We start from the raw sequence: 20,426 nt of genomic DNA on the forward strand, positions 1-20,426 counted from the left end.
GACCTGCTAGGTCGATTTAATACTATATGAGCGTTTGATTATTTCTCTCGCTCCCCTATAGGGTGAATAATATCCGATGGACCTTAAAAAGCAGCCTCCGGGCCACTGCTGTCCCACAATTTTTTAATCATAAAGGGATCCTCATCTGAGGGTCCCTTTTTTGTCGCTCTGGCGGTGACGGGTTTAGCAACTCTTTCAGAGCTTTTCGTTCAAATAAGCTTAGTTGAAGAATCCGCATTACTCTCTGTACGGTCCACCCCTTTTTCGCACAGTGCCGCGCATACGCTAACAAGAGATAGCTGATCATTGCGATCCAGATCTGCGTCATGACTGCATTTTGGGAACTACCTAAAAATGCTTTAATTTTCAGGTTTTGCTTAATCGCTTTGAAGAACAATTCCACCTGCCAACGGTCTTTATAAATAGCCGCAATTGTGCTGGCAGCTAATTTGAAGTTATTAGTTATAAAACGATACTGTCGCTTGGTTTCAGGGCAGGTAAATCCCACTAGGCGCAACTTGGGCGCGCCTTGTTTTTGGGCGTGCTGACTGGTTAGCCTAATACTCTGGTCATAATCAACACCTGCGCTTTGATGGTGTTCGATAACCTCATAGACCGCATTGGGTCTTAAGCGAGTCACGAAGCTAACTTCTTGTTTTGACAGTAATCCATACCAGCTGTAGTCGTTATACCCCTTATCAAATGCAACAATACTGCCTTTCGGAAAACGGAACTGACGGCCTTTGATTAGCTCGCTTTCCAGCCCGTGGCTGAGGGCAGTAAACTCAGGAATGAGTGAGGCGTTATTCAACCCGACATGTAGTTACATAGTCGCTTTAGTTTGGTGGCACTGTGCCCATGGAAAGAGCTTGAGAGACAGGTCGATCACGCTGGCATCTAATGAATAGAGAGGTTTTTTAAAGCGGAACTTATGGTTATTATCCCTTAATGAACAGCGCTGTAGTAGTTTATAAAAGACAGCTTCATAAAGTTCAGCGGGTTGTTTCTCGTTCAGGCGAGATAATGTTGTTCTGGCGATGGGTTTGGCGCCCAGATGATAAAGCTTGTGCTGCTGGCTGCGTAGACTGGATTCAATATCACGCAGACTTTGACGGCCAGAAAGTTGTGACATGGACATCCCAATGAACTGATCCCAGCGAGATGCTGAACGTAATTTTTGCCCCTGGTGATGTTGTTTTGCAAGCGCCTCGAATTCATGTCTCGGCAGAGGTTGCAGCAACTGATGAAAAGCGGTGTTATGATGTGACAAAGCCTGAGTCCTTTGGTTTAACTGGTGTGTGGTAACAACAGTTTACCAGTGGATCTCAGGCTTTTTCATTTACCATCCAAAACTATGGGACAGCAGTGGCCTTCGGGCTGCTTTTTGCGTTACAGGCGTAAACTTAGCTTGCTTTTGGCTCTATAAGGCCCTCTATCGGTCATTTTATTTGGTTATGCAATCAGCTAAGGGCTTCTTTAAAACCCTTCAAAAACGATTATATAAAGCCGAAATTTCCACTATTTTTTACAATAACGTCGATTAGGCGCAACAAGGTCAGGGTATTATCTGTGGTGTTAACTTAGGAGGTAAACGCTTTGTGGTAAGTTGTACTGTTGCTGTCGTGCTGTCGTGCTGTCGTGCTGTCGTGCTGTCGTTGTACTGTTGCACTCGCGGCAATTAAAAGGCATAGCGGCATTGCCCTACTCGTCTTTGGCTACGGAGTTAAAAAAGTGAATAAACTAAATGGTAAGTATTTTATGAGTGGGTATAGAATCCTTCAGCGATAAGATTGTATATCTATGCCTGCTTGCAGAAAGCCTGTGTAGGAAGTGGAAATGGAATTTTTACTTTATGATTGTTTTACGCAAAACACAGATCTGCTTTTAATAAATTCAACCGGCTAAATGTGCGGGGCTCGGTAAAAGTGCTAACGCTATTATGAGAATAATCTTAGCTATAGGAATCAGTCTGCTCGCTACCGTTGCCTTATATCTTTTATATTGGTTAGGCAGTGGGATCGCATCAGATCTTGGCTACCCTCAACGAGGGGGTGTTGGCTGGGGCATTGCTGTGTTCGTAGCCTCATTTTTTATGTTGCCGTCTGCGCTTATATATATGCTGCTTTTACGTAAGAGGACCTCTTCCTGTGTTGTTGCATTAAGCTTAAGTTTTCTTGTATTTCTATTGTTAAGCACATTGTTTATGGGAAATCAGTTTAGTGGTGGTTGGTCTCACCCCTATCGTTATATCTATTTTCAATCTTGTGCCTTGCTGGTGTTGAGTTCGTTAGTTGTTGTGCCGTTAGTCTATAAAGCTATCCGGCGGGCTTAAACTAAGCTTACTTTTTAAAGAATTAACTCTTCGTTTTCTAATCTTTCTGTCCTTGTAAAGTTGTTCCCATACCGCCTTGTATCTGCCCTTCTCTCTTTCGAATAACGCTTGTTTCACGTGAAACGTATCAGTTAATTAATAGACACGATTTAGTTGTCGGGCGTCAATAGAAGAGGAATTAGCGTGATGTATATTGCTGATATGTTGGCTTGGTAATGGTGTTGTTTGCTCCTTGAGAAATCCTTTTTTCAAGTCAAATGTTGACTCAAAATCTGTGTGCTACTTGTTCTAATGAACTAGCTGTTTGTGGTTGTTAGTTAATGGGTAGAGGAAATGGACGCGGGATGGCTGGGTCCGTTTAGTCAGTATTAGGCGAAGCAGCAACGCTTTTATTTTTGCTGTAAATTCCAATAAGAGTAAACCTATGAATATTCAAACTCTCTCTATTTTAGCTGCCTCGCTAGGATTTTTAGTGAGCGGAAATATTGCACAGGCACAGGAGCCTATTCAGCCTATTTCTACAGTTAAGGAGATTAACTTAGCTGAAGTTGAACTTGGGAAAAAACTCTATTTTGATCCTCGGTTGTCAAAATCAGGCTTCATTTCTTGTAACTCGTGTCACAACCTGAGTATGGGAGGTACAGATAACCTAAAGACTTCTATTGGGCATAATTGGCAGCAAGGTCCAATTAACTCACCGACTGTATTAAATTCCAGCTTAAATATTGCGCAATTTTGGGATGGCCGTGCTAAAGATCTAAAAGCTCAGGCGAGTGGTCCTATCGCTAATCCTGGTGAAATGGCATCGACCCACACCTTAGCAATTGATGTTTTGGAGTCAATCCCTGCTTACGTTAATGAGTTTAAAGAGGTCTTTGGTAAAGACAAAATTGATATTGATCAGGTGACTCAAGCTATTGCCGAATTTGAAAAAACACTAGTTACACCTAATTCTCGATTCGACCAATGGTTGTTGGGAGATAAGGATGCGATCACCGATAATGAATTAGCGGGTTATAACCTATTTAAAAGCAGCGGTTGTATCGCTTGTCATAATGGCGAGGCTGTTGGTGGTAACTCCTTTCAGAAAATGGGGTTGGTTGAGCCCTATGAGGCAACGAGTGCTGCTGAAGGGTTAGCTGCTGTTACAGGAAAGGATGCGGATCGTTTTAAGTTCAAGGTGCCCACATTACGCAATGTGGAAATGACCTACCCCTACTTCCATGATGGCGAAGCGGAAACAATGACTGAGGCGGTAGATATTATGGGTCGGCTACAGTTAGGGCGAAAGTTTAGTGATGACGAAAATGCGCAGATTGTCGCTTTTTTAAGAACACTAACAGGCGATCAGCCTACTTTTCAGTTGCCGATCTTGCCACCATCTACAGAGACAACTCCTAAGCCTCAGCCCTTTGATTAAATACCTTTCCTGAGTTATTTAGTTGAGCTCTAAACTCGAAGCATATTTTCGGGTTTAGAGCATATATCTTAAGTTTGAATAAATGAGATTATGAGCACCTGAAATGCTTTGGATCAACAGCGGGCAGTCTAGGTTTTAAGCGTTGAAATTAGTCAGATGAAAAGGGATTAGTGCTGGGTTAGGGCGGTCGGTTTTTACTGAGGTGTTTAAACGGAAATAGGTTTTTCATCTGTGGTTCTGTTTATAACGGCCGGAGATTTAAGGCACGCTCATTAGTCAGCATCAGTAAAATACTTTATGTGTTTCACGTGAAACCTTGTTGTTACTTCCTGCGAATTGTTGTTTTTGCCTTCCCTTTAGTTAATCCACAAGTCCGTTCTTTTGCAGTGATCGAAGATTCTCTTGGCTGTTTTGTCCAGTTTGTCTATATCCCCAAGGTTGGGTATTTCGCCCTCCTTTAAATTTTTCTCTTTATCGAGCAGTTCCATATCTAAATAATCTAAGAGCTTTTTAGCACAGCCGGTACAAGGGCCGTTACACATTAATGCAACGGGCATGTCGAATGGAGTTGTCTCTCTGATCTGTTTGATGAGTGTTTGCATGGCTTCTGTGGTATCAGGTTTCATAGCTCCCTCCTCTGTCCTTAATTTACCAAAATTGCAGTATTGGTTTCTAGCCTTATGACAAAGGTGAGTGATATGCCATTAACTTTGTAAGTGAGTGGCGGCCTTTTTAGGTTATGTTTGGATTGTTTATAGGGGCCTATATTGGGCTGCTTTTTTGTATTGATGCTCAGGTTGCGAATGGTAATGAAAACTCAAAACAGGTGCCCTGGTTGAGGGTGCTGCGTACTTTGATGGGACTGTTATGTAGTTCTAAAATCCGCTTCACTATAGCTAAACCTAGCCCTGTTGAATTATGCGCTTCTCTGCTTTTATCTGGGTTGGTGTAAAAGCGCTCGAATATATGGGGTAGATCATCCTGACTTATGCCTGCGCCATTATCGCTAATGCTGATTTTAATTGCCTTTGTTGTGAAGGTCGCTTGGGGTTCTAGTTGGAAAACAATATTCCCGTTTTGAGGGGTGTAAGCGATAGCATTACGAATTAGGTTTTCAAAGACCCGCTGAATAAGGCTGATATCTGCATGCACATTAAGGCTGTGATTGGGGATGATAACTTGGTAGTGAATTCCCTTATCTTTTAGCTCCAGCTCCAACTCTTGTAAGGTATCGTAAACGAGCTCTGCTAAGGAGAAGGTTTCAAATTTTGGGGCTACGTTAAAGGCCTCTAGTTTTGATAGTTCAAATAGATCCCCGATTAACTGGCCTAAACGACTTGTGCTGCTGATCGCTGTTTTTAGATAGTGTAAGCGCTCCTTGTCGGTAAGCTGTTTGTCTTTGATGAATAAAGTTTCTAAGTAGCCTTGGGTCGATGCTAAAGGGGTTCTTAGGTCATGGGATACATTGGCAATCAGTTCACGGCGTGAATTGTCGGCGTCCTTTAGTTGATCAAACTGTTGCTCAATCTGTGCTGCCATCTGAGCAAAGGTTTGTTGTAGTTGGTCGATCTCATCTTTAGCAGGTTGCGGCTTTGAGGGTTTGCTTAGAGATCTATGTTTGCTCTCTAGTGTCTTCCCTAGTTGCTGTTCGGAAAATTGACCTATCCTTTTGCTTGGCTTGCTGAGGGGATTTATCAGTAAGCTAAAGATTAAGAGACCTGCTGTGACGGCAGCTAGACTGATCATAGAAAGGGTCATAACCGCCATAGAGCGGCTGTGGCTGGACTTTATATCTTTACCCATTTCTTGGTGTATCTTGCTGCCTAATACCACGTACAGGTAGCCCTGAGGCGTTCCATTGTTAAGCACTTGGGCGGCGGAAAATATTTTAGTCTGTGTGGGATCGCGAGGGTCAATGCCATGGAGTGGAAATTCAGCATCGCCATTAATAAAGGTTTTAATTGGCCCTAAAGGGATTGTTCTTTGCTGAATACTGGTTTCCGGTAATGCGTGGGCGATGATCCTGCCCGTACTGTCCAGTAGATAAACTTCGGCTATGGGGTTGATGATCATCGCTTGGCGAGAAAGTTTTTTTATCACATCGAGATTAGGCTTTTCGTCATCTTTGTCGATCAGTTCGTAGGCGTCCGTAACGTACATTGCGATACTGGCATTTATCTTCTGGGTTATCTCTTCGTTGTAGCGTTTCATCCAAAATTGGCCAGCAAAGAACATAGCGACACTGGATGATATGAGGATGAGTATAAGTGCAATGGATAGCTTGCTGCTGAGTGTGCGAGTTATGCCTGCACTTAAAGGGGATCGGATAAGCATAGGTTGGCTCATAGGTTAGTGCCTAAGGTTTCCAATTTATAACCTACACCCCAAATGGTGACGATCTGTTTTGGATTGTTCGCGTCCTGCTCTATTTTCGCTCTAAGTCGATTTATATGAGTATTGACGGTATGTTCGTAGCCGTCATGACCATAGCCCCAAACTTGATCTAAGAGTTCTGAACGCCTAAAAACTCGCCCTGGGTGTGAGGCGAAATGTTTGAGTAGATCGAACTCGCGTGCCGTTAGATCGATCTCTTCCTTGCCTAAAAATACACTGCGCTGATCTTCATTTATTGTTAGCTCTCCTGCTTTTATTATTCGCTTGTTGCTGTTGGTTGTTTTATGCATGGCTGCTTCACGGCGAAATACTGCTCGGACACGGGCGATAAGCTCCATTACACTGAAGGGTTTTGTGATGTAATCATCGGCACCTAGATCTAGGCCAAGCACCCTATCCAATTCGCTTGATCTTGATGTGAGTAATAACACAGGTATATAGATTTGCTCTCGCCTAACGCGGCGGCAAATTTCTAACCCTGAAGGTCCAGGAAGTTGTATGTCGAGAATGATTAAATCCCAGCTTTCGGTTAGTGCTTTTTGTAGCCCATCATTACCTTCGCTAGAAAGTGTCACCATCGCGCCTAAATCACCGAGATGAAGATTCAACAGGTCGGCTATATCTTTTTGGTCCTCTACAATTAGTATTTTTTTTGTTTTCCATTGGTATCAGCTCGTAGGTGAGAATCTATTTTTTCTTGTTGTGCTTAGTTGGTATGACAGCTAATTGGTGATTTAATTCTATCGATCAGTTCTCACAGGAGTATCACGAAATATGGGTTATTTGGTTTTTCTGTGATAACTCTGGATAGAATTAACACCTAATTGTTAAATGCCCTTGATACCTTCTCCCGTCCTCTTTTTTAAACTAGTTCCGATCTGAAATTATATGGCGGCCTCTGTTTGGTCGTTTAGACGGAGAGATTTAATGAACAGTTCTAAAGCTAAATTAAGTGCGGTTGTTTCTGCTGTTGTTTTGTCGTCGGTGATGAGTGCGGGCGCTATGGCTGCTGATGGTTTTTACGTGGGTGGCCAGTTGCAGAGCTCTACGTTTGGTCACAGCATCGAACGTAATACGGGTAGCGCTACTAGCCCAAGCATTACTAGTTTTGCAGAAGAAACGGATGTGGCTGTTGGTGTACATCTTGGTTATAAATTGCATTTAACGGATGATGCATTCGTTGTGGCGGAAGCGTTTTATAATGATGAAAATGCTGAGACAACTAACATCAATAATATGCTGCAAACTCAGTTAGAGCTTAATAGCTCTTATGGTATTAACTTTAAAGCTGGGGTTGATGTAACAAGTAAGTTTTCTGTTTACGGAATTGCGGGCGCGACAGTCTTAGATTTTGATATCCACAATAGTTATCCATTTGCCCCGCCTATGCGAAGTGGTGATACGTCAGAAGTTGGCCTGTCTTTGGGGGCGGGCTTTGAATATCAAGTGGATAAGCAGTGGTCAGTTAAGGGTGAGTATATTCAGATCAATGATCTAAGTTTCGATCCTCTACCTGAGGTTGCTGTGCCGGGTAAATTGAATCCTAACGAAGTTGATTTTGACAGTCTTAAGTTGTCAGTGAGCTACGCTTTTTAAGCTTTGCTAACAATAATTCCGTGTAAGCCCCCTTCCTTGCTTTGCGGTTTTTTATAAGACCGACTAGCAGGAAAATTATCTCGGCATTCTTTGTCTTAGTTTTTGAGTGAGTGACTGGAGAGTAAATGCTTTGCGAAGGCGTTAAGATCATCAAAGATTAATGTGTTTTCTGGATGGTTTTTTGCCGAGATTGTTTTCAGTCCTTTACCTGTTTTTACCAAAACCGGCTGGCTATTGAGTTCGCATCCTGCGACAAGATCGCGGGCACTGTCACCAATGGTGTATGAGCCTGACAGATCTGAAAGCTCAAAGGTCTCTGCAATTTTTTTAAACATGCCAGGAAGTGGTTTGCGGCATTCGCAATTATCGTCAGGGCCGTGAGGGCAGTATTCTATTGTGTGTATGATTCCGCCCTTTTTACTGACTAGATTCGTTAGCTTCTTATGCATTGCATGTAGCGTGCTTTCATCAAAATAATTTCTGGCTAGTCCTGATTGGTTGGTTGCCACACAAAGGGTGTAACCGCCTTTTGATAGGTCAGCGATCGCTTCGATACTTCCTTTGATTGGAAGCCATTCCTCTAGTGATTTTACATACTGGTCTGAGTCTTCGTTGATGACACCATCACGGTCAAGAATAATAAGTTTGTTTGGATCGATAAGTGCCATAGTTTTTGCCATTGTTAAGTTGGTCTGTGTTTCACGTGAAACGTCAATAAAAAAGCCGGCGTAATGGCCGGCTTTTATTATAACTGAGTGCGGAGTCTTATCCGAGAACGGAGATGTCTGCTACACCCAAGAATAGAGCGCGAAGCTGACTAAGCAGTGCTAGACGATTATTTTTAACCGCCTCGTCATCAGCCATAACCATTACGTCTTCGAAGAATGCATCAACAGGCGCGCGAAGGCCTGCTAGTGATTCTAGGGCTTCTTGATATTTACCTTCGGCAAATAGTGGCGCTAGAACTGCTTTCTGTGCATCAATTGCGCTTGCTAACGACTTCTCTGCTGCTTCAGATAGAAGAGCTGGATTAACATCAGATATGCCAGTTACACCCTGTTTGGAAAGGATGTTGGATACACGCTTGTTGGCTGCTGCCAATGCGTTGGCTTCTGTTAGACTGCGGAAATGATTCACGGCTTTGACGCGACGATCAAAATCTAACGGACGAGTAGGTTTGATTGCCAGTACAGCCAAGAACACTTCGGCATTGATCTTTACATCTTCATACCATGCGCGGAATCGCTCAAGCATAAAGTCGAGAACTTTATCTTCCAAGCCATCACGAGCCGGTAAGCTTGTGTGGTTGTTGGCAGCGATAGTTAATAGTTCGCGAAGATCTAAATCAAGGTTGCGATCTACAATAATACGTAGAACACCTAAAGCCGCACGACGTAAAGCAAAAGGATCTTTAGACCCTGTCGGTGGCTGATTGATACCGAAAAGCCCTGTTAGAGTGTCCAAGCGATCCGCAATGGCTACAGCGATACCAGGTGCTGTTTCTGGTAGTTCATCACCAGAAAAACGTGGCATGTATTGTTCGTTTTGGGCAAGCGCCACCTCTTTATCTTCGCCATCGTTTAGCGCGTAGTGGTAACCCATTAGGCCTTGCAGGTCGGTGAACTCATAAACCATATCTGTCATTAGATCGGTTTTTGCTAAAAGCCCTGCCCGTTCTGCTTTGGCTTGATCTTCACCGAGTACGGAAGCCACTTTACCAGCAAGGGTGCTGATACGTGACGCTTTATCATGCAGAGTGCCGAGGTCTTTCTGGAAGACAATGCTTTTTAATTTTTCAACGCGGGACTCAAGTGTGTTCTTCTTGTCGGTCTCAAAAAAGAATGCCGCGTCGGATAGACGTGGGCGAATAACTTTTTCATTCCCTTCTATAACCTGCTGCGGATCGTTTGAAACGATATTGCAGATGGTTGTGAAGTTCGGCAGCAACTTGCCTTCGCTGTCTAAATGATGGAAATATTTCTGATGCTCTTTCATTGAAGAGATCAGTGCTTCCGCAGGTACATCTAAAAAGCGCTCTTCAAAACGACCGGTTAGAGCAACGGGCCACTCATTCAGTGCGGTTACTTCATCCAGTAGATCCTCATCTATTTGAGCAGTGGCGCTGATTTTTTCACCCTCAGCAATGACTTGCTGGCGAATTAGTTCAAGACGTTCTTCGTAATCCGCAATGACCATGCCGGGTGTTTTTAGCGTTGCCGCATATTCAGATGGTGTGATTAACTCAATATCGTTGTTGTAATGGAATCGGTGACCACGGGTTTTGCGCCCTGATTTAAGCCCTAGAATTTCACAATCAATAACGTCATCGCCTAATAGCATCACTAGCCAGTGAACCGGACGGACAAACTCAACCCGTGAAGAACCCCAACGCATACGTTTAGGGATAGGTAGTTTGTTTAGTGAGTTTTCAACTAAGGTTGGAAGAAGAAGTGCTGTTGCTTTCCCCTCTTCTGTATTGCGGAAGTTGAAGTAATCACCTTTATCCGTTGAGATGGTTTCTAACTGATCGGCGCTAACACCGCAAGAACGGGCAAAGCCTTCGACAGCCTTTTCTGGTGCTTTCACTGATGGGCCGCGACGCTCAATATCTCGGTCGGCCTGTTTCTCATCTAGTGCGCTAATCAGTACAGCAAGTCTGCGTGGTGAAGCGTAGCTTTTAACGTCGCCAAAACCTACACCCGCTTCTTTTAGACCCGAGGTAATGCCTTGGGTAAACGCGTTAGACAGCGTTTTAAGTGCTTTAGGTGGTAGCTCTTCGGTACCTAGTTCTACGAGAAAATCCTGATGTGACATTATTTGCTCTCCTCGCAGTTAGCCAGTACTTCCTGACGAATTGCTTCAGGTGCTAGCGGGAATCCAAGTTCTTTACGCGTATTGAAATATGCGTTTGCAACTTCACGTGCCAAAGTACGTACACGTAGAATAAAACGTTGGCGTTCAGTTACTGAGATCGCATGGCGAGCATCTAATAAATTGAAGGTATGAGATGCCTTTAGAACCTGTTCGTAAGCGGGTAGAGGTAACGGCTTTTCAAGTTGAAGTAGCTTGTTACACTCAGCTTCGCAATGATCGAATAGTTCAAATAGTTTAGGTACATCGGCATGTTCGAAGTTGTAAGTAGATTGCTCAACTTCGTTTTGGTGGAATACATCGCCATAAGTAACGACTGTGCCATCTGAGTTTTTAGCCCAAATAAGATCGTATACGCTATCAACATTTTGTAGATACATAGCAATACGTTCTAAACCGTAGGTGATCTCACCAGTAACAGGGTAGCATTCAAGCCCACCGGCTTGTTGGAAGTAGGTGAACTGAGTCACTTCCATGCCGTTAAGCCATACTTCCCAGCCAAGGCCCCAAGCGCCCAGAGTTGGTGATTCCCAGTTGTCCTCTACGAAACGAACATCATGGATACCTAGATCTACACCCATGTGTCGGAGAGAGCCAAGGTAAAGCTCCTGAATGTTATCTGGGGATGGTTTCAGTACAACTTGGAATTGGTAGTAATGCTGAAGACGGTTAGGGTTTTCACCATAACGGCCATCGGTTGGTCGGCGGCTTGGCTGAACATAAGCCGCGCGCCAAGTTTCTGGTCCGATGGCACGAAGAAAAGTAGATGGATGGAAGGTGCCAGCACCAACCTCCATATCAAGCGGTTGTACGATCACACAACCCTGCTCTGCCCAGTATTCCTGGAGAGCAAGGATCAGCCCCTGAAATGTGCTTACGTCTGGGGTTGCCTTATCAGTCACAGAGTTCACCATTGTAAAATTGGCCGAAAAATTAGCCGGCAATTATACAACAAAAAATGATCAATCGGTCTTAGGAATGCAGAGAAGATGGTATAAAAAGGGTGTTTTAGTGAAAAGATTGAGCAGAACTATAGTCTGCCCAATCTCAAGGTGGAAAATTAGTAATCTAAACAGAGGTATTTAAGGGTCTCAATAACCTGTTCGGTGTTTTCTGCAACGGCATGAGCACAGGCATCGATCTCTTTGAGTGGATGGGTTAGTTCTGGTGCGTGTTCCACAATAAGCGATTTTCCATTAGCAATAGCAAAGCCCGCATCAAAAGCTGCATTCCATTGGCGGTATTTATTGCCAAAACGAACAATCACTATATCTGCGCGTTTGATAGCGGTCATGTGGCGCATAGTATTCATTTTTGCTGATTTGTGATCGGTCCAGAATTTGGACTCTTCAGGGCCTAAAATTTCGGTAGCGCAACCATCACTTGATTCATGGTCTGTGTTGGGTGTTAAGACGTCGATCGGTAGGCCGTTTTGATTAATAGCTTTTTTGATCTGGTCGCGCCAGTCGGAATGAATTTCGCCAGAAAGGTATACGGTATAACGCATGGTTTAGGTCTCAACTTTTTAATAACTTAAAATCTATTTTACAGGTTATTTATCGTTTCCAGAATATAGGTGTAAATAATACAAGCAGTGTAAATACTTCTAATCGTCCTAGCAGCATTGCAAAACAAAGCACCCATTTTGCTGGCTGATTTAAGTCACCGTAATGGGTTGAAACCCCACCAAGGCCAGGACCTAAATTGTTCAAGGTTGCACCTACGGCTGACCAAGCTGTTACTTGATCTAAACCGGTAGCGAGTAATGCAAGTAGCATGACAACGAATACGATCATATAAACCGAGAAAAATCCCCAGACCGCTTCTAATACGCGATCGGATACGGGCTTTTTACCCAGTTTAACGGGAATAATCGCGTTAGGGTGAACGAGACGTTGAATCTCACGATAACCCTGTTTGAGTATAAGTAAAACACGTATCACTTTCATACCGCCGCCGGTTGAGCCTGCACAGCCGCCGGCAAAGGTGGCGACGAAGAGAAGAAATGGCAGCATGACTGGCCAGTGGGCAAAGTCAGCAGTCGCGAATCCGGTTGTTGTGGCGATAGAGACTACCATGAAGAGAGCTTTACGAAGAGACTCTGCAGGCTCATAAGTATTAGTGACGATTAAGGCTATAAGGGCAATTATTGTGATGCCGACCAATGTTGAAAGGTAAAATTTAAATTCGGGGTCTTTAAAATAATGGCTGATAGAGCGTTGGCGCCAAGCAAAGAAGTGTAAACCGAAGTTAGCGGTCGAGACAATCATAAAGAACACGCAAATCAGCTCTATAGTGACTGAATTGAAGTGACCAATACTGGCATCGTGGGTTGAAAATCCACCAATCGCGACGGTGGAGAAGCTATGACTCACCGCGTCAAATACGTCCATGCCTGCTAGCCAATAACCTACACCACAAACGATTGTTAGGGATAGATAGATATACCAAAGGGCTTTGGCAGTTTCAGTAATACGCGGCGTAAGTTTAGAATCTTTTACCGGCCCAGGTATCTCTGCCCTGTATAGCTGCATGCCCCCGATACCCAGCATTGGCAGAATCGCCACAGCTAATACGATGATACCCATACCGCCTAACCATTGGAGTTGTTGACGATAGAAAAGAATCGATTTAGGGAGATAATCAATACCGGTTATAACGGTTGCTCCGGTGGTGGTTAAACCAGACATAGATTCAAACACAGCATCGACGAAAGAGAGGTGGGGATCCTCCGTGATCATAAAGGGGAAAGCCCCAAAAAAACCTAACACTGCCCAGAATAATACTGTGATTAAAAAACCATCTCGCGTGCGAAGATCTTGTCTAACACGGTAAACCGGAATCCAGATAATAAACCCGGTTATTAGTGTGATAAAAAAACCAGCGATAAATGCGAATTCAGCGCCGTCCGCGTAAATATATGAGATAGCTAAAGGCGGCAACATGGAAAAGCTGAATATCATCAGCAAAATACCAAGAATGCGCAGAATTACTTTGTAATGCATTTGATCAATTACCGCTTAGAAGAAAGTTAAGCCAACTTGGAAAAGTCGCTCAACCTCTTTAATTCGTCGTTTGTCTACAAGGAATAAGATCACATGGTCGCCACTTTCCACGACAACATCATCGTGAGCGATTAGTACTTGATCGTTACGAACAATAGCTCCAATGGTTGTGCCTTCAGGTAGCTTGATCTCTTCGATAGCTTTACCTACTACCTTTGATGATGAGCTATCGCCATGGGCAACCGCCTCTAAGGCTTCTGCTGCGCCTCGTCGTAAAGCATGTACTGCAACAACATCACCTCGTCGCACATGGGTTAGCAGTGCGCCAATAGTTGTTTGTTGGGGGGATATGGCAATATCTATGGCGCCGCCTTGTACTAGATCTACATAAGCGGGGTTATTGATAAGGGTCATTACTGTGCGAACACCTTGGCGCTTTGCGAGCATTGAGGCCATGATGTTGGCCTCATCATCGTTAGTCAGAGCGCAAAATACATCGGTATCTTCGATATTCTCTTCGATTAGAAGCTCTCTATCGGAGGCGCTTCCTTGAAGTACAATGGTTTTATCTAAGGTGCGGGCCAGTTTGTTACAGCGTTCGAGGTTCCGTTCAATAATCTTTACTTGGTAGCGATCTTCTATAGATTCCGCTAAGCGGGCACCTATATTACCGCCACCGGCGATGATGATTCGTTTGTAGGGATTGTCGAGGCGGCGTAGCTCGCTCATTACTGCCAAAATATCTTTCCGTGCAGCGATAAAGAAGACTTCATCGTCTGCTTCAATCACTGTATCCCCTTTGGGGATAATGGGGCTGCCACTACGGAAAATAGCTGCAACGCGGGTATCAACGGCGGGCATATGTGCACGTAGATAAGATATTTCGCGTCCTACCAGTGGGCCGCCATAATAGGCTTTTACTGCTACAAGTTGTGCTTTTCCATCGGCAAAATCGAGAACCTGTAAGGCGCCTGGGTTTTGAATAAGGCGTTTGATATGTTTGGTAACTAAAAATTCAGGGCTGATTCGCACATCAATTGGAATGCCTGTTTCACCAAAAATTTTCTGGTTTTTATTGAGATAGTCATGCTCGCGAACACGGGCGATTTTTGTTGGTGTGTTGAACAGTGTTTGTGCAATCTGACAGGCGAGCATATTAACTTCGTCAGAATTGGTAACTGCAATCAACATATCAGCATCTACCGCACCGGCTTGTTCTAGTACCGTTGGATATGAGGCTTTGCCTTCGATGGTACGAATATCGAGTCTGTCTTGAAGCTCTCGCAGTCGATTCGTATCAGTGTCGACGACAGTGATGTCGTTATCTTCTCGGGCTAAATTCTCAGCCAGTGTGCCACCAACTTGCCCGGCACCTAGAATAATAATCTTCATTATCAGCCTTTTACTGCTGCTAGAGGCGGTAGAGTCGCCGTTTTAGTGAGCTTACTCTGTTTTTCCAGCAGTGCATAATAGAAACCATCATGGCGATTGATTTGTGGAAATAATTGACGTCCATGCTCGCGGGCAATTCCCCAAGGTGCATCAATTTTTATCTCTGTTACATTGTCTGTTTGTGCAATAAAGCGCTTTATCTGTCGCTCATTCTCTTGCGGGAAAATGGAGCAAGTTGCATAGAGTAATTTTCCGCCGGGTTTGAGCATCGACCAGCAGTTTTCTAAGATAGATAATTGTAGTTTAGATGTTTCATGAATATCTTCACCTTGGCGTAAATATTTAATATCTGGATTGCGTCTAATAACGCCGGTGGCTGAACAGGGTGCATCTAATAGAATTCGATCGTAGAGTGTTCCGTCCCACCACTCTTGATGTGAAGCGTCAGCAATAATTACATTGGCATCTAAATCTAAGCGCTCTAGGTTTTCCTCGATTCGCCCTGCTCTTCTCTCTTCTAGTTCAACGGCATCAACGGAGGCTAGAGCGGGTTCGCTTTCCAATAGGTGGCATAGTTTTCCACCTGGGGCCGCGCAAGCATCGAGAACGGTTTGACCTGCCTGCAAATCTAGTAGTTGGGCCGATAGTTGGGCCGCCTCATCTTGCACACTAAAGGCGCCTTCCTCATAACCGGGCAGTGATTCAATATTTAATGAGGTGGATAGGCGAATTCCTGTGGGACTAAATTCGGTTTTCTCTGCATCAACGATGGGTTCAAGCTGAGTTAAATAGCGTTCTCTATCTGTTTTGAGTGCGTTGATTCTTAACGTTAGAGGGGCTTGTTCATTGTTGGCTTTTAGGATCTGTTGCCAATGATCCGGCCAGTTGTTTTTTAATTTAGCGATCATCCACTCGGGGTGGTTAAATTGGTAAGATTCGTTGTCTGATAATGAGTCGATCAACTCCTCTTGTTCCCGTTGAAAGCGACGTAAAATGGCATTAACAACTTTACCTGCCCACTCCTTATCTAAATCCCTGCAAGCCTCAACACTTTCACTAATGGCTGCATGGGCGGGAATGCGTGTATATTGAAGTTGGTATAAACCTAGTAACACAATCGCTTTAATATCTATATCGCGGAATTTGAAAGCGCGATTTTGAAGCAGTTTTATTATGCAATTTAACTGCGGGTGGTGACGCATAGTGCCATAGCAGAGTTCGCGAAGTAAGGCGCGATCTTTCTCTGGGCAACGTCGCTCAATGGCGGGAAGCTGGGTGTTGAGTGAACCTTTGTTTTGTAATAAAGGAGTCAACACTTGAGCGGCTAAGACACGGACATTGGATGTCATTATAGTTATCCTAGTTGTACGCCAGCACTAAACTGTTCACGTTTAGAGTTGAGTACTGAAGCTGCATCCATAGGTTTTTTACCGGGGAGTTGCAGCCTCTTTATTTTGATAGCCCCTTCCCCGCAGCCAACAACGATGCTTTTTTTATCAGAGGGAAGAATTTGTCCTGCAGCACCTTGTTGATCTAGTCGTTCGCATTCAAGCAACTTAACTGTTTCACCTTCTAGCTGGAAAGTAACCGCTATACGTGGGCTCAATGCGCGAATCTTTAGATCAATAGCTTCTGCTGATTGGTTCCAGTCGATCACGCCCTCTTCTTTGCTGAGCTTGTGGGCATAAGTTGCTAACTCATTATCTTGCATTTCAGCAGCAATGTTTCCTTCACATAGGCCGTTTAATGTTTCAATTAAGGCGGTTGCACCTATGCCACTTAAACGATCAAAAAGGGACGCTGCTGTATCTGTTTCATTTATAGGTGTTGCGGCTTTTAAAAGCATGTTGCCGGTATCTAAACCTTCATCCATCTGCATGATGGTGACGCCGGTTTCTGCATCACCGGCTAACATAGAGCGTTCTACAGGGGCGGCACCTCTCCAGCGTGGCAGAAGTGAGCCATGCACATTAATACAGCCTAAACGGGGAGTTTCTAAAATAGAGGGTGGTAAGAGCATTCCATAAGCAACAATAACCATAATGTCGGCTTCAAGGTTAGCAAGTACTTGCTGTTCCTCCTCGGTTTTTAAGCTGGTGGGCTGGAAAACAGGGATATTGTGGGCTTCGGCAAGGTCTTTTACGGGCCTTGGGGCGATCTGATTTTTGCGTTTCCCTTTTTTATCAGGCTGGGTATATACCGCTATTACTTGGTGTTCGCTATCAAGCAGCGCCTGTAAATTGTACGCGGCAAAGTCTGGCGTTCCTGCAAAGACGATACGAAGTGGGGTATTAGCCATAAAAAGTTATCCAAATCAAATAAAACAGGCCTGCGGTGTTAAGCGCAAGCCTGAGAATAGAGTGTAGTCGATTGCGCTTATGCGTGCTTTGCCATTTTGTGCTGCTTTTCAAGCTTACTCTTAATGCGATTGCGCTTAAGCATGGAGAGGTAATCTACAAAGAGTTTGCCATTTAAATGGTCTAATTCATGTTGAATACAAACCGCTAAAAGGTCGTCAGCAATAAGTTCGTATGGCTCACCATTGTAATCGAGCGCCGTTAACTTAACTTTTTGTGGGCGCTGTACATCTTCATAGAAGCCAGGAACAGATAAGCAGCCTTCCTGATATTTGTGTAACTCTTCTTCAAGTATTTCAAATTCAGGGTTAATCAGAATTAAAGGCTCGTTTTGTTCTTCTGAAATATCGATAGTAACAATACGCTTATGAATATTTACCTGCGTTGCTGCTAAACCTATGCCGGGGGCGGCATACATAGTTTCGAGCATGTCATCAATTTGAGCACGTACGGCATCATCAACCGTTTCTACAGGTTCTGCGATAGTACGCAGGCGAGGATCTGGGTATTCTAGAATGGTTAATATTGCCATGGTTTAATGTCTATTCTACAGTTGTGTGAGGCTATCTAGCAGGTATCTCTCATTGATACATGCTAACGTTAGAAAGAAAGTAACTTTGTTTCTAATTAAATTGCTCGATTTTTCAGCAGATTGGCCGAAATAATATGTCGAGATCGATAGCGAAAAATATTATTCTGCCTATTATACTGATTAGAACGCTCAATGCATTGTCGTTACCTCATTAGCTTGATAGTTTTATGGCTTGGGGTAATAAGGGAACTGGACATGAAAAAATTGTTATGTGGATTACTTGCCTTTGTGGTGCTTTCTATTACGCATGTTAGTGCTGAAACACGCGAGGATAGTTTGCTTCTTCGTGATGACTATCCACAAGAATATGTTGTTGTTAAAGGCGATACTTTATGGCACATATCGGGGCGCTTTCTGCAAAGCCCTTGGAAGTGGCCTGAAGTTTGGGGCGTAAACCCACAAGTTGATAATCCGCACCTTATTTACCCTGGTGATGTTATCTATTTAACTTGGGTGGATGGTAAGCCTCGCCTTGGTGTTCGTCGAGATAGTGGAATCTATCCTCGTGCGCGAACCTCTCCGCTAGATCAGGCTATCCCTGCGATACCCCTACGCGATATTATCAGCTTTTTGAATGATAACCGTGTGCTAGAGGAAGATATTCTCAAGGATGCACCTTATGTATTAGGTGGTAAGAGTGCACGCATCATCGCCGGTGCGGGTGATCGTATTTATGCTCGAGGTAGTTTGTTAGAAGAGCAGCGTCGACAAGGCATCTATCGTGCAGATGGCGAATACGTAGATCCTGATACGGAAGAGGTTTTAGGTTTCGAGCTAACTAAAGTAGCGGATGCTGATGTGAAAACTCACACAGAGGATGTTATTACCCTTGATGTTGTGAAATCTAAAAAAGAGATTCGAGTATTGGATCGAGTGGTACCGACCGAAGAGGTTCGTATACAGTCTATCTTTTATCCTCAACCCTCTCCTGATGGAATTGAAGGTAAAATTCTTAAAGTGCTTGGTGGTGTTAGAGATGGTGGACAGTTCAATGTTGTTGCCATTAACCGCGGTGTCCGTGAAGGTTTAGAGCCTGGGCATGTTTTTGCTATTTACCGTAAAGGTGAGCGTCTTAAGGATCCTGTGACTAAAGAGTTCGTCACTTTGCCTAGTGAACGCTCGGGCGAATTGATGGTGTTTAAAGTATTCGAAAAAGTAAGCTATGGTTTAGTTATGCAAAGCACAGATGTCGTTTCTATTGGCGATACTTTGCGCCAACCATAATTTAAGGAAATAAAAATGACGGCAGATCCAAGGGACTGGATCGCCGTTGCCGCCCTGCCCAGCCTTGGGCCGGCTTCGATTAAAACGTTATGGGAGAAAGGCTGGACGCCAGAAAAGCTTCTTAACGCGCCTTTAATCGAATGGCAGCGGTTAGGTCTTAAACAGAAAACTATAGATGCGCTGTGTGAATATCAGAGCTCCTCTCAAGGGCTTGTTCATCAAGCTATAGATACTGCGTTGCAGTGGCAAGCATCTTTTGATGACGCATATATCCTACCTATCACCGACTCTGATTATCCCCAATTACTTCGTGAAATTTATGATCCTCCTCCTATTCTGTTTGTTCGTGGGAATGTTCAAGCACTTAATCTACCCCAGATAGCGATTGTCGGTAGTAGGAACGCGTCTGTAAGTGGTTTAAAGCAAGCTTATGGGTTTGCCTTAGAATTCGCTAAAAATGGCGTTGTTGTTAATTCGGGATTGGCTTTGGGGGTTGATGCCGCGGCCCATAAGGCGTGTATTGATATTGAGAAGCCTACTGTCGCTGTTTTTGGTACCGGCATTGATCGGATCTATCCAGCCCGAAATCGATCGTTAGCTGTAGATATTTTAAGAAACGGAGGTGCTTGGGTAAGTGAATTTTTCTTAGGCTCCCCTCCTATAGCGCCCCATTTTCCAAAAAGAAATCGCTTAATTAGTGGTATGAGTGTAGGTGTGCTGGTTGTTGAGGCTGCTCCGAAAAGCGGATCTTTAATTACAGCTAGAATGGCGATGGAGCATGGTCGAGAGGTTTTTGCCCTACCGGGCCCATTAAATAATCCTTTAAGTCGAGGTTGCCATTTGCTAATTAAAGAGGGGGCAGTATTGGTAGAAACAGCGCAAGAGATGATTGATCAACTTGCGCCCTTATTAGGTTATTATCTAAATGAGGAGTTTGATCAAAATAGAGGAAGCCCAGACAATAGTGCCCAGAGTAATTTACTGGTTGAATTGAGTGGTGCCGAGAGCCGCGTTTTAGAACAGATAGGCTATGAGGTTTGTTGCATAGATGAGCTAAGTGTTCAAAGTGGTTTAAGCATTGCTGAGTTGAGCCAGCTACTTGTCTCTATGGAATTGAAAGGCGTTATAGAGCAAAGAGAGGGTGGTTATATTAAGTGCTAAAAGAGCTTGGATCGCCTAACATGAAATAAAAAGGAATATCAGTCGATTTTTCTATATATTTTTCGTCTATATCTATGACCGA

At 43.9% G+C, this 20,426-nt stretch carries 17 protein-coding genes and 1 pseudogene; 5 read left to right on the top strand and 13 right to left on the bottom strand.

Going from position 1 to position 20,426, the window contains the following annotated elements:
* Window positions 1–127 precede the first annotated feature (127 nt).
* Window positions 128–1,270: pseudogene (locus ACOQOE_RS01315) on the bottom strand (IS4 family transposase).
* Between the two features lie 669 nt (window positions 1,271–1,939).
* Between ACOQOE_RS01315 and ACOQOE_RS01320 the strand changes: the two are divergent.
* Window positions 1,940–2,332: a hypothetical protein gene (locus ACOQOE_RS01320; protein WP_420554716.1), complete on the top strand. Its 393-nt coding sequence runs from the start codon at window positions 1,940–1,942 to the stop codon at window positions 2,330–2,332.
* Window positions 2,333–2,756: 424 nt separating this feature from the next.
* Window positions 2,757–3,752, top strand: a complete 996-nt coding sequence (locus ACOQOE_RS01325) for a cytochrome-c peroxidase (RefSeq protein WP_082792445.1) — start codon at window positions 2,757–2,759, stop codon at window positions 3,750–3,752.
* Window positions 3,753–4,108: 356 nt separating this feature from the next.
* Here ACOQOE_RS01325 and ACOQOE_RS01330 read toward each other — a convergent pair whose 3' ends face one another.
* The 3 genes from ACOQOE_RS01330 to ACOQOE_RS01340 form a co-directional block, all read right to left on the bottom strand.
* Entirely contained in the window at window positions 4,109–4,378 is a 270-nt protein-coding gene (locus ACOQOE_RS01330; RefSeq protein ID WP_420554717.1) for a hypothetical protein, read from the bottom strand.
* Window positions 4,379–4,544: 166 nt separating this feature from the next.
* Complete coding sequence (locus ACOQOE_RS01335) at window positions 4,545–6,098, bottom strand: sensor histidine kinase (protein WP_420554718.1); 1,554 nt, start codon at window positions 6,096–6,098, stop codon at window positions 4,545–4,547.
* Window positions 6,095–6,793 (bottom strand): response regulator transcription factor, encoded by a 699-nt coding sequence (locus ACOQOE_RS01340; RefSeq protein ID WP_420555457.1) that lies wholly within the window; start codon window positions 6,791–6,793, stop codon window positions 6,095–6,097. The genes ACOQOE_RS01335 and ACOQOE_RS01340 overlap by 4 nt, the downstream gene beginning before the upstream one ends.
* Before the next feature lie 280 nt (window positions 6,794–7,073).
* Here ACOQOE_RS01340 and ACOQOE_RS01345 point away from each other — a divergent pair, with 280 nt between their 5' ends.
* Window positions 7,074–7,742, top strand: coding sequence for an outer membrane protein (locus tag ACOQOE_RS01345; protein WP_420554719.1), 669 nt, complete (start codon window positions 7,074–7,076; stop codon window positions 7,740–7,742).
* Window positions 7,743–7,837: 95 nt separating this feature from the next.
* Here the strand turns inward: ACOQOE_RS01345 and gmhB are convergent, their stop codons facing one another.
* The 9 genes from gmhB to def form a co-directional block, all read right to left on the bottom strand.
* Window positions 7,838–8,410, bottom strand: coding sequence for a D-glycero-beta-D-manno-heptose 1,7-bisphosphate 7-phosphatase (gene gmhB, locus ACOQOE_RS01350; RefSeq protein ID WP_420554720.1), 573 nt, complete (start codon window positions 8,408–8,410; stop codon window positions 7,838–7,840).
* Between the two features lie 97 nt (window positions 8,411–8,507).
* Window positions 8,508–10,556, bottom strand: coding sequence for a glycine--tRNA ligase subunit beta (gene glyS / locus ACOQOE_RS01355; RefSeq protein WP_420554721.1), 2,049 nt, complete (start codon window positions 10,554–10,556; stop codon window positions 8,508–8,510).
* A complete protein-coding gene (glyQ, locus tag ACOQOE_RS01360) occupies window positions 10,556–11,527 on the bottom strand; it encodes a glycine--tRNA ligase subunit alpha (RefSeq protein WP_303417360.1) in 972 nt (323 codons plus the stop codon). Before glyQ ends, glyS begins: the two co-directional genes overlap by 1 nt.
* A 146-nt stretch (window positions 11,528–11,673) precedes the next feature.
* On the bottom strand, window positions 11,674–12,120 hold the full coding sequence (locus ACOQOE_RS01365; RefSeq protein WP_420554722.1) for a YtoQ family protein: 447 nt from the start codon (window positions 12,118–12,120) through the stop codon (window positions 11,674–11,676).
* Window positions 12,121–12,169: 49 nt separating this feature from the next.
* On the bottom strand, window positions 12,170–13,618 hold the full coding sequence (locus ACOQOE_RS01370; protein WP_067868590.1) for a TrkH family potassium uptake protein: 1,449 nt from the start codon (window positions 13,616–13,618) through the stop codon (window positions 12,170–12,172).
* Window positions 13,619–13,633: 15 nt separating this feature from the next.
* Complete coding sequence (gene trkA, locus ACOQOE_RS01375; RefSeq protein WP_067868589.1) at window positions 13,634–15,010, bottom strand: Trk system potassium transporter TrkA; 1,377 nt, start codon at window positions 15,008–15,010, stop codon at window positions 13,634–13,636.
* 2 nt (window positions 15,011–15,012) lie between these two features.
* Entirely contained in the window at window positions 15,013–16,359 is a 1,347-nt protein-coding gene (gene rsmB, locus ACOQOE_RS01380; RefSeq protein ID WP_420554723.1) for a 16S rRNA (cytosine(967)-C(5))-methyltransferase RsmB, read from the bottom strand.
* 5 nt (window positions 16,360–16,364) lie between these two features.
* On the bottom strand, window positions 16,365–17,309 hold the full coding sequence (fmt, locus tag ACOQOE_RS01385; RefSeq protein WP_420554724.1) for a methionyl-tRNA formyltransferase: 945 nt from the start codon (window positions 17,307–17,309) through the stop codon (window positions 16,365–16,367).
* A 77-nt stretch (window positions 17,310–17,386) separates the two neighbouring features.
* Window positions 17,387–17,899 (bottom strand): peptide deformylase, encoded by a 513-nt coding sequence (gene def / locus ACOQOE_RS01390; RefSeq protein WP_420554725.1) that lies wholly within the window; start codon window positions 17,897–17,899, stop codon window positions 17,387–17,389.
* 255 nt (window positions 17,900–18,154) lie between these two features.
* On the opposite strand from def, the gene ACOQOE_RS01395 reads away from it, so the two are divergent.
* Together ACOQOE_RS01395 and dprA are read left to right on the top strand one after the other, a co-directional pair.
* A complete protein-coding gene (locus tag ACOQOE_RS01395; RefSeq protein WP_067868578.1) occupies window positions 18,155–19,183 on the top strand; it encodes a LysM peptidoglycan-binding domain-containing protein in 1,029 nt (342 codons plus the stop codon).
* Between the two features lie 15 nt (window positions 19,184–19,198).
* Window positions 19,199–20,344, top strand: a complete 1,146-nt coding sequence (gene dprA / locus ACOQOE_RS01400) for a DNA-processing protein DprA (protein WP_067868575.1) — start codon at window positions 19,199–19,201, stop codon at window positions 20,342–20,344.
* The last annotated feature ends 82 nt before the right edge of the window (window positions 20,345–20,426 follow it).

This window comes from Neptuniibacter marinus (assembly GCF_965223595.1).
GTDB classification, from domain to species: domain Bacteria; phylum Pseudomonadota; class Gammaproteobacteria; order Pseudomonadales; family Balneatricaceae; genus Neptuniibacter; species Neptuniibacter marinus.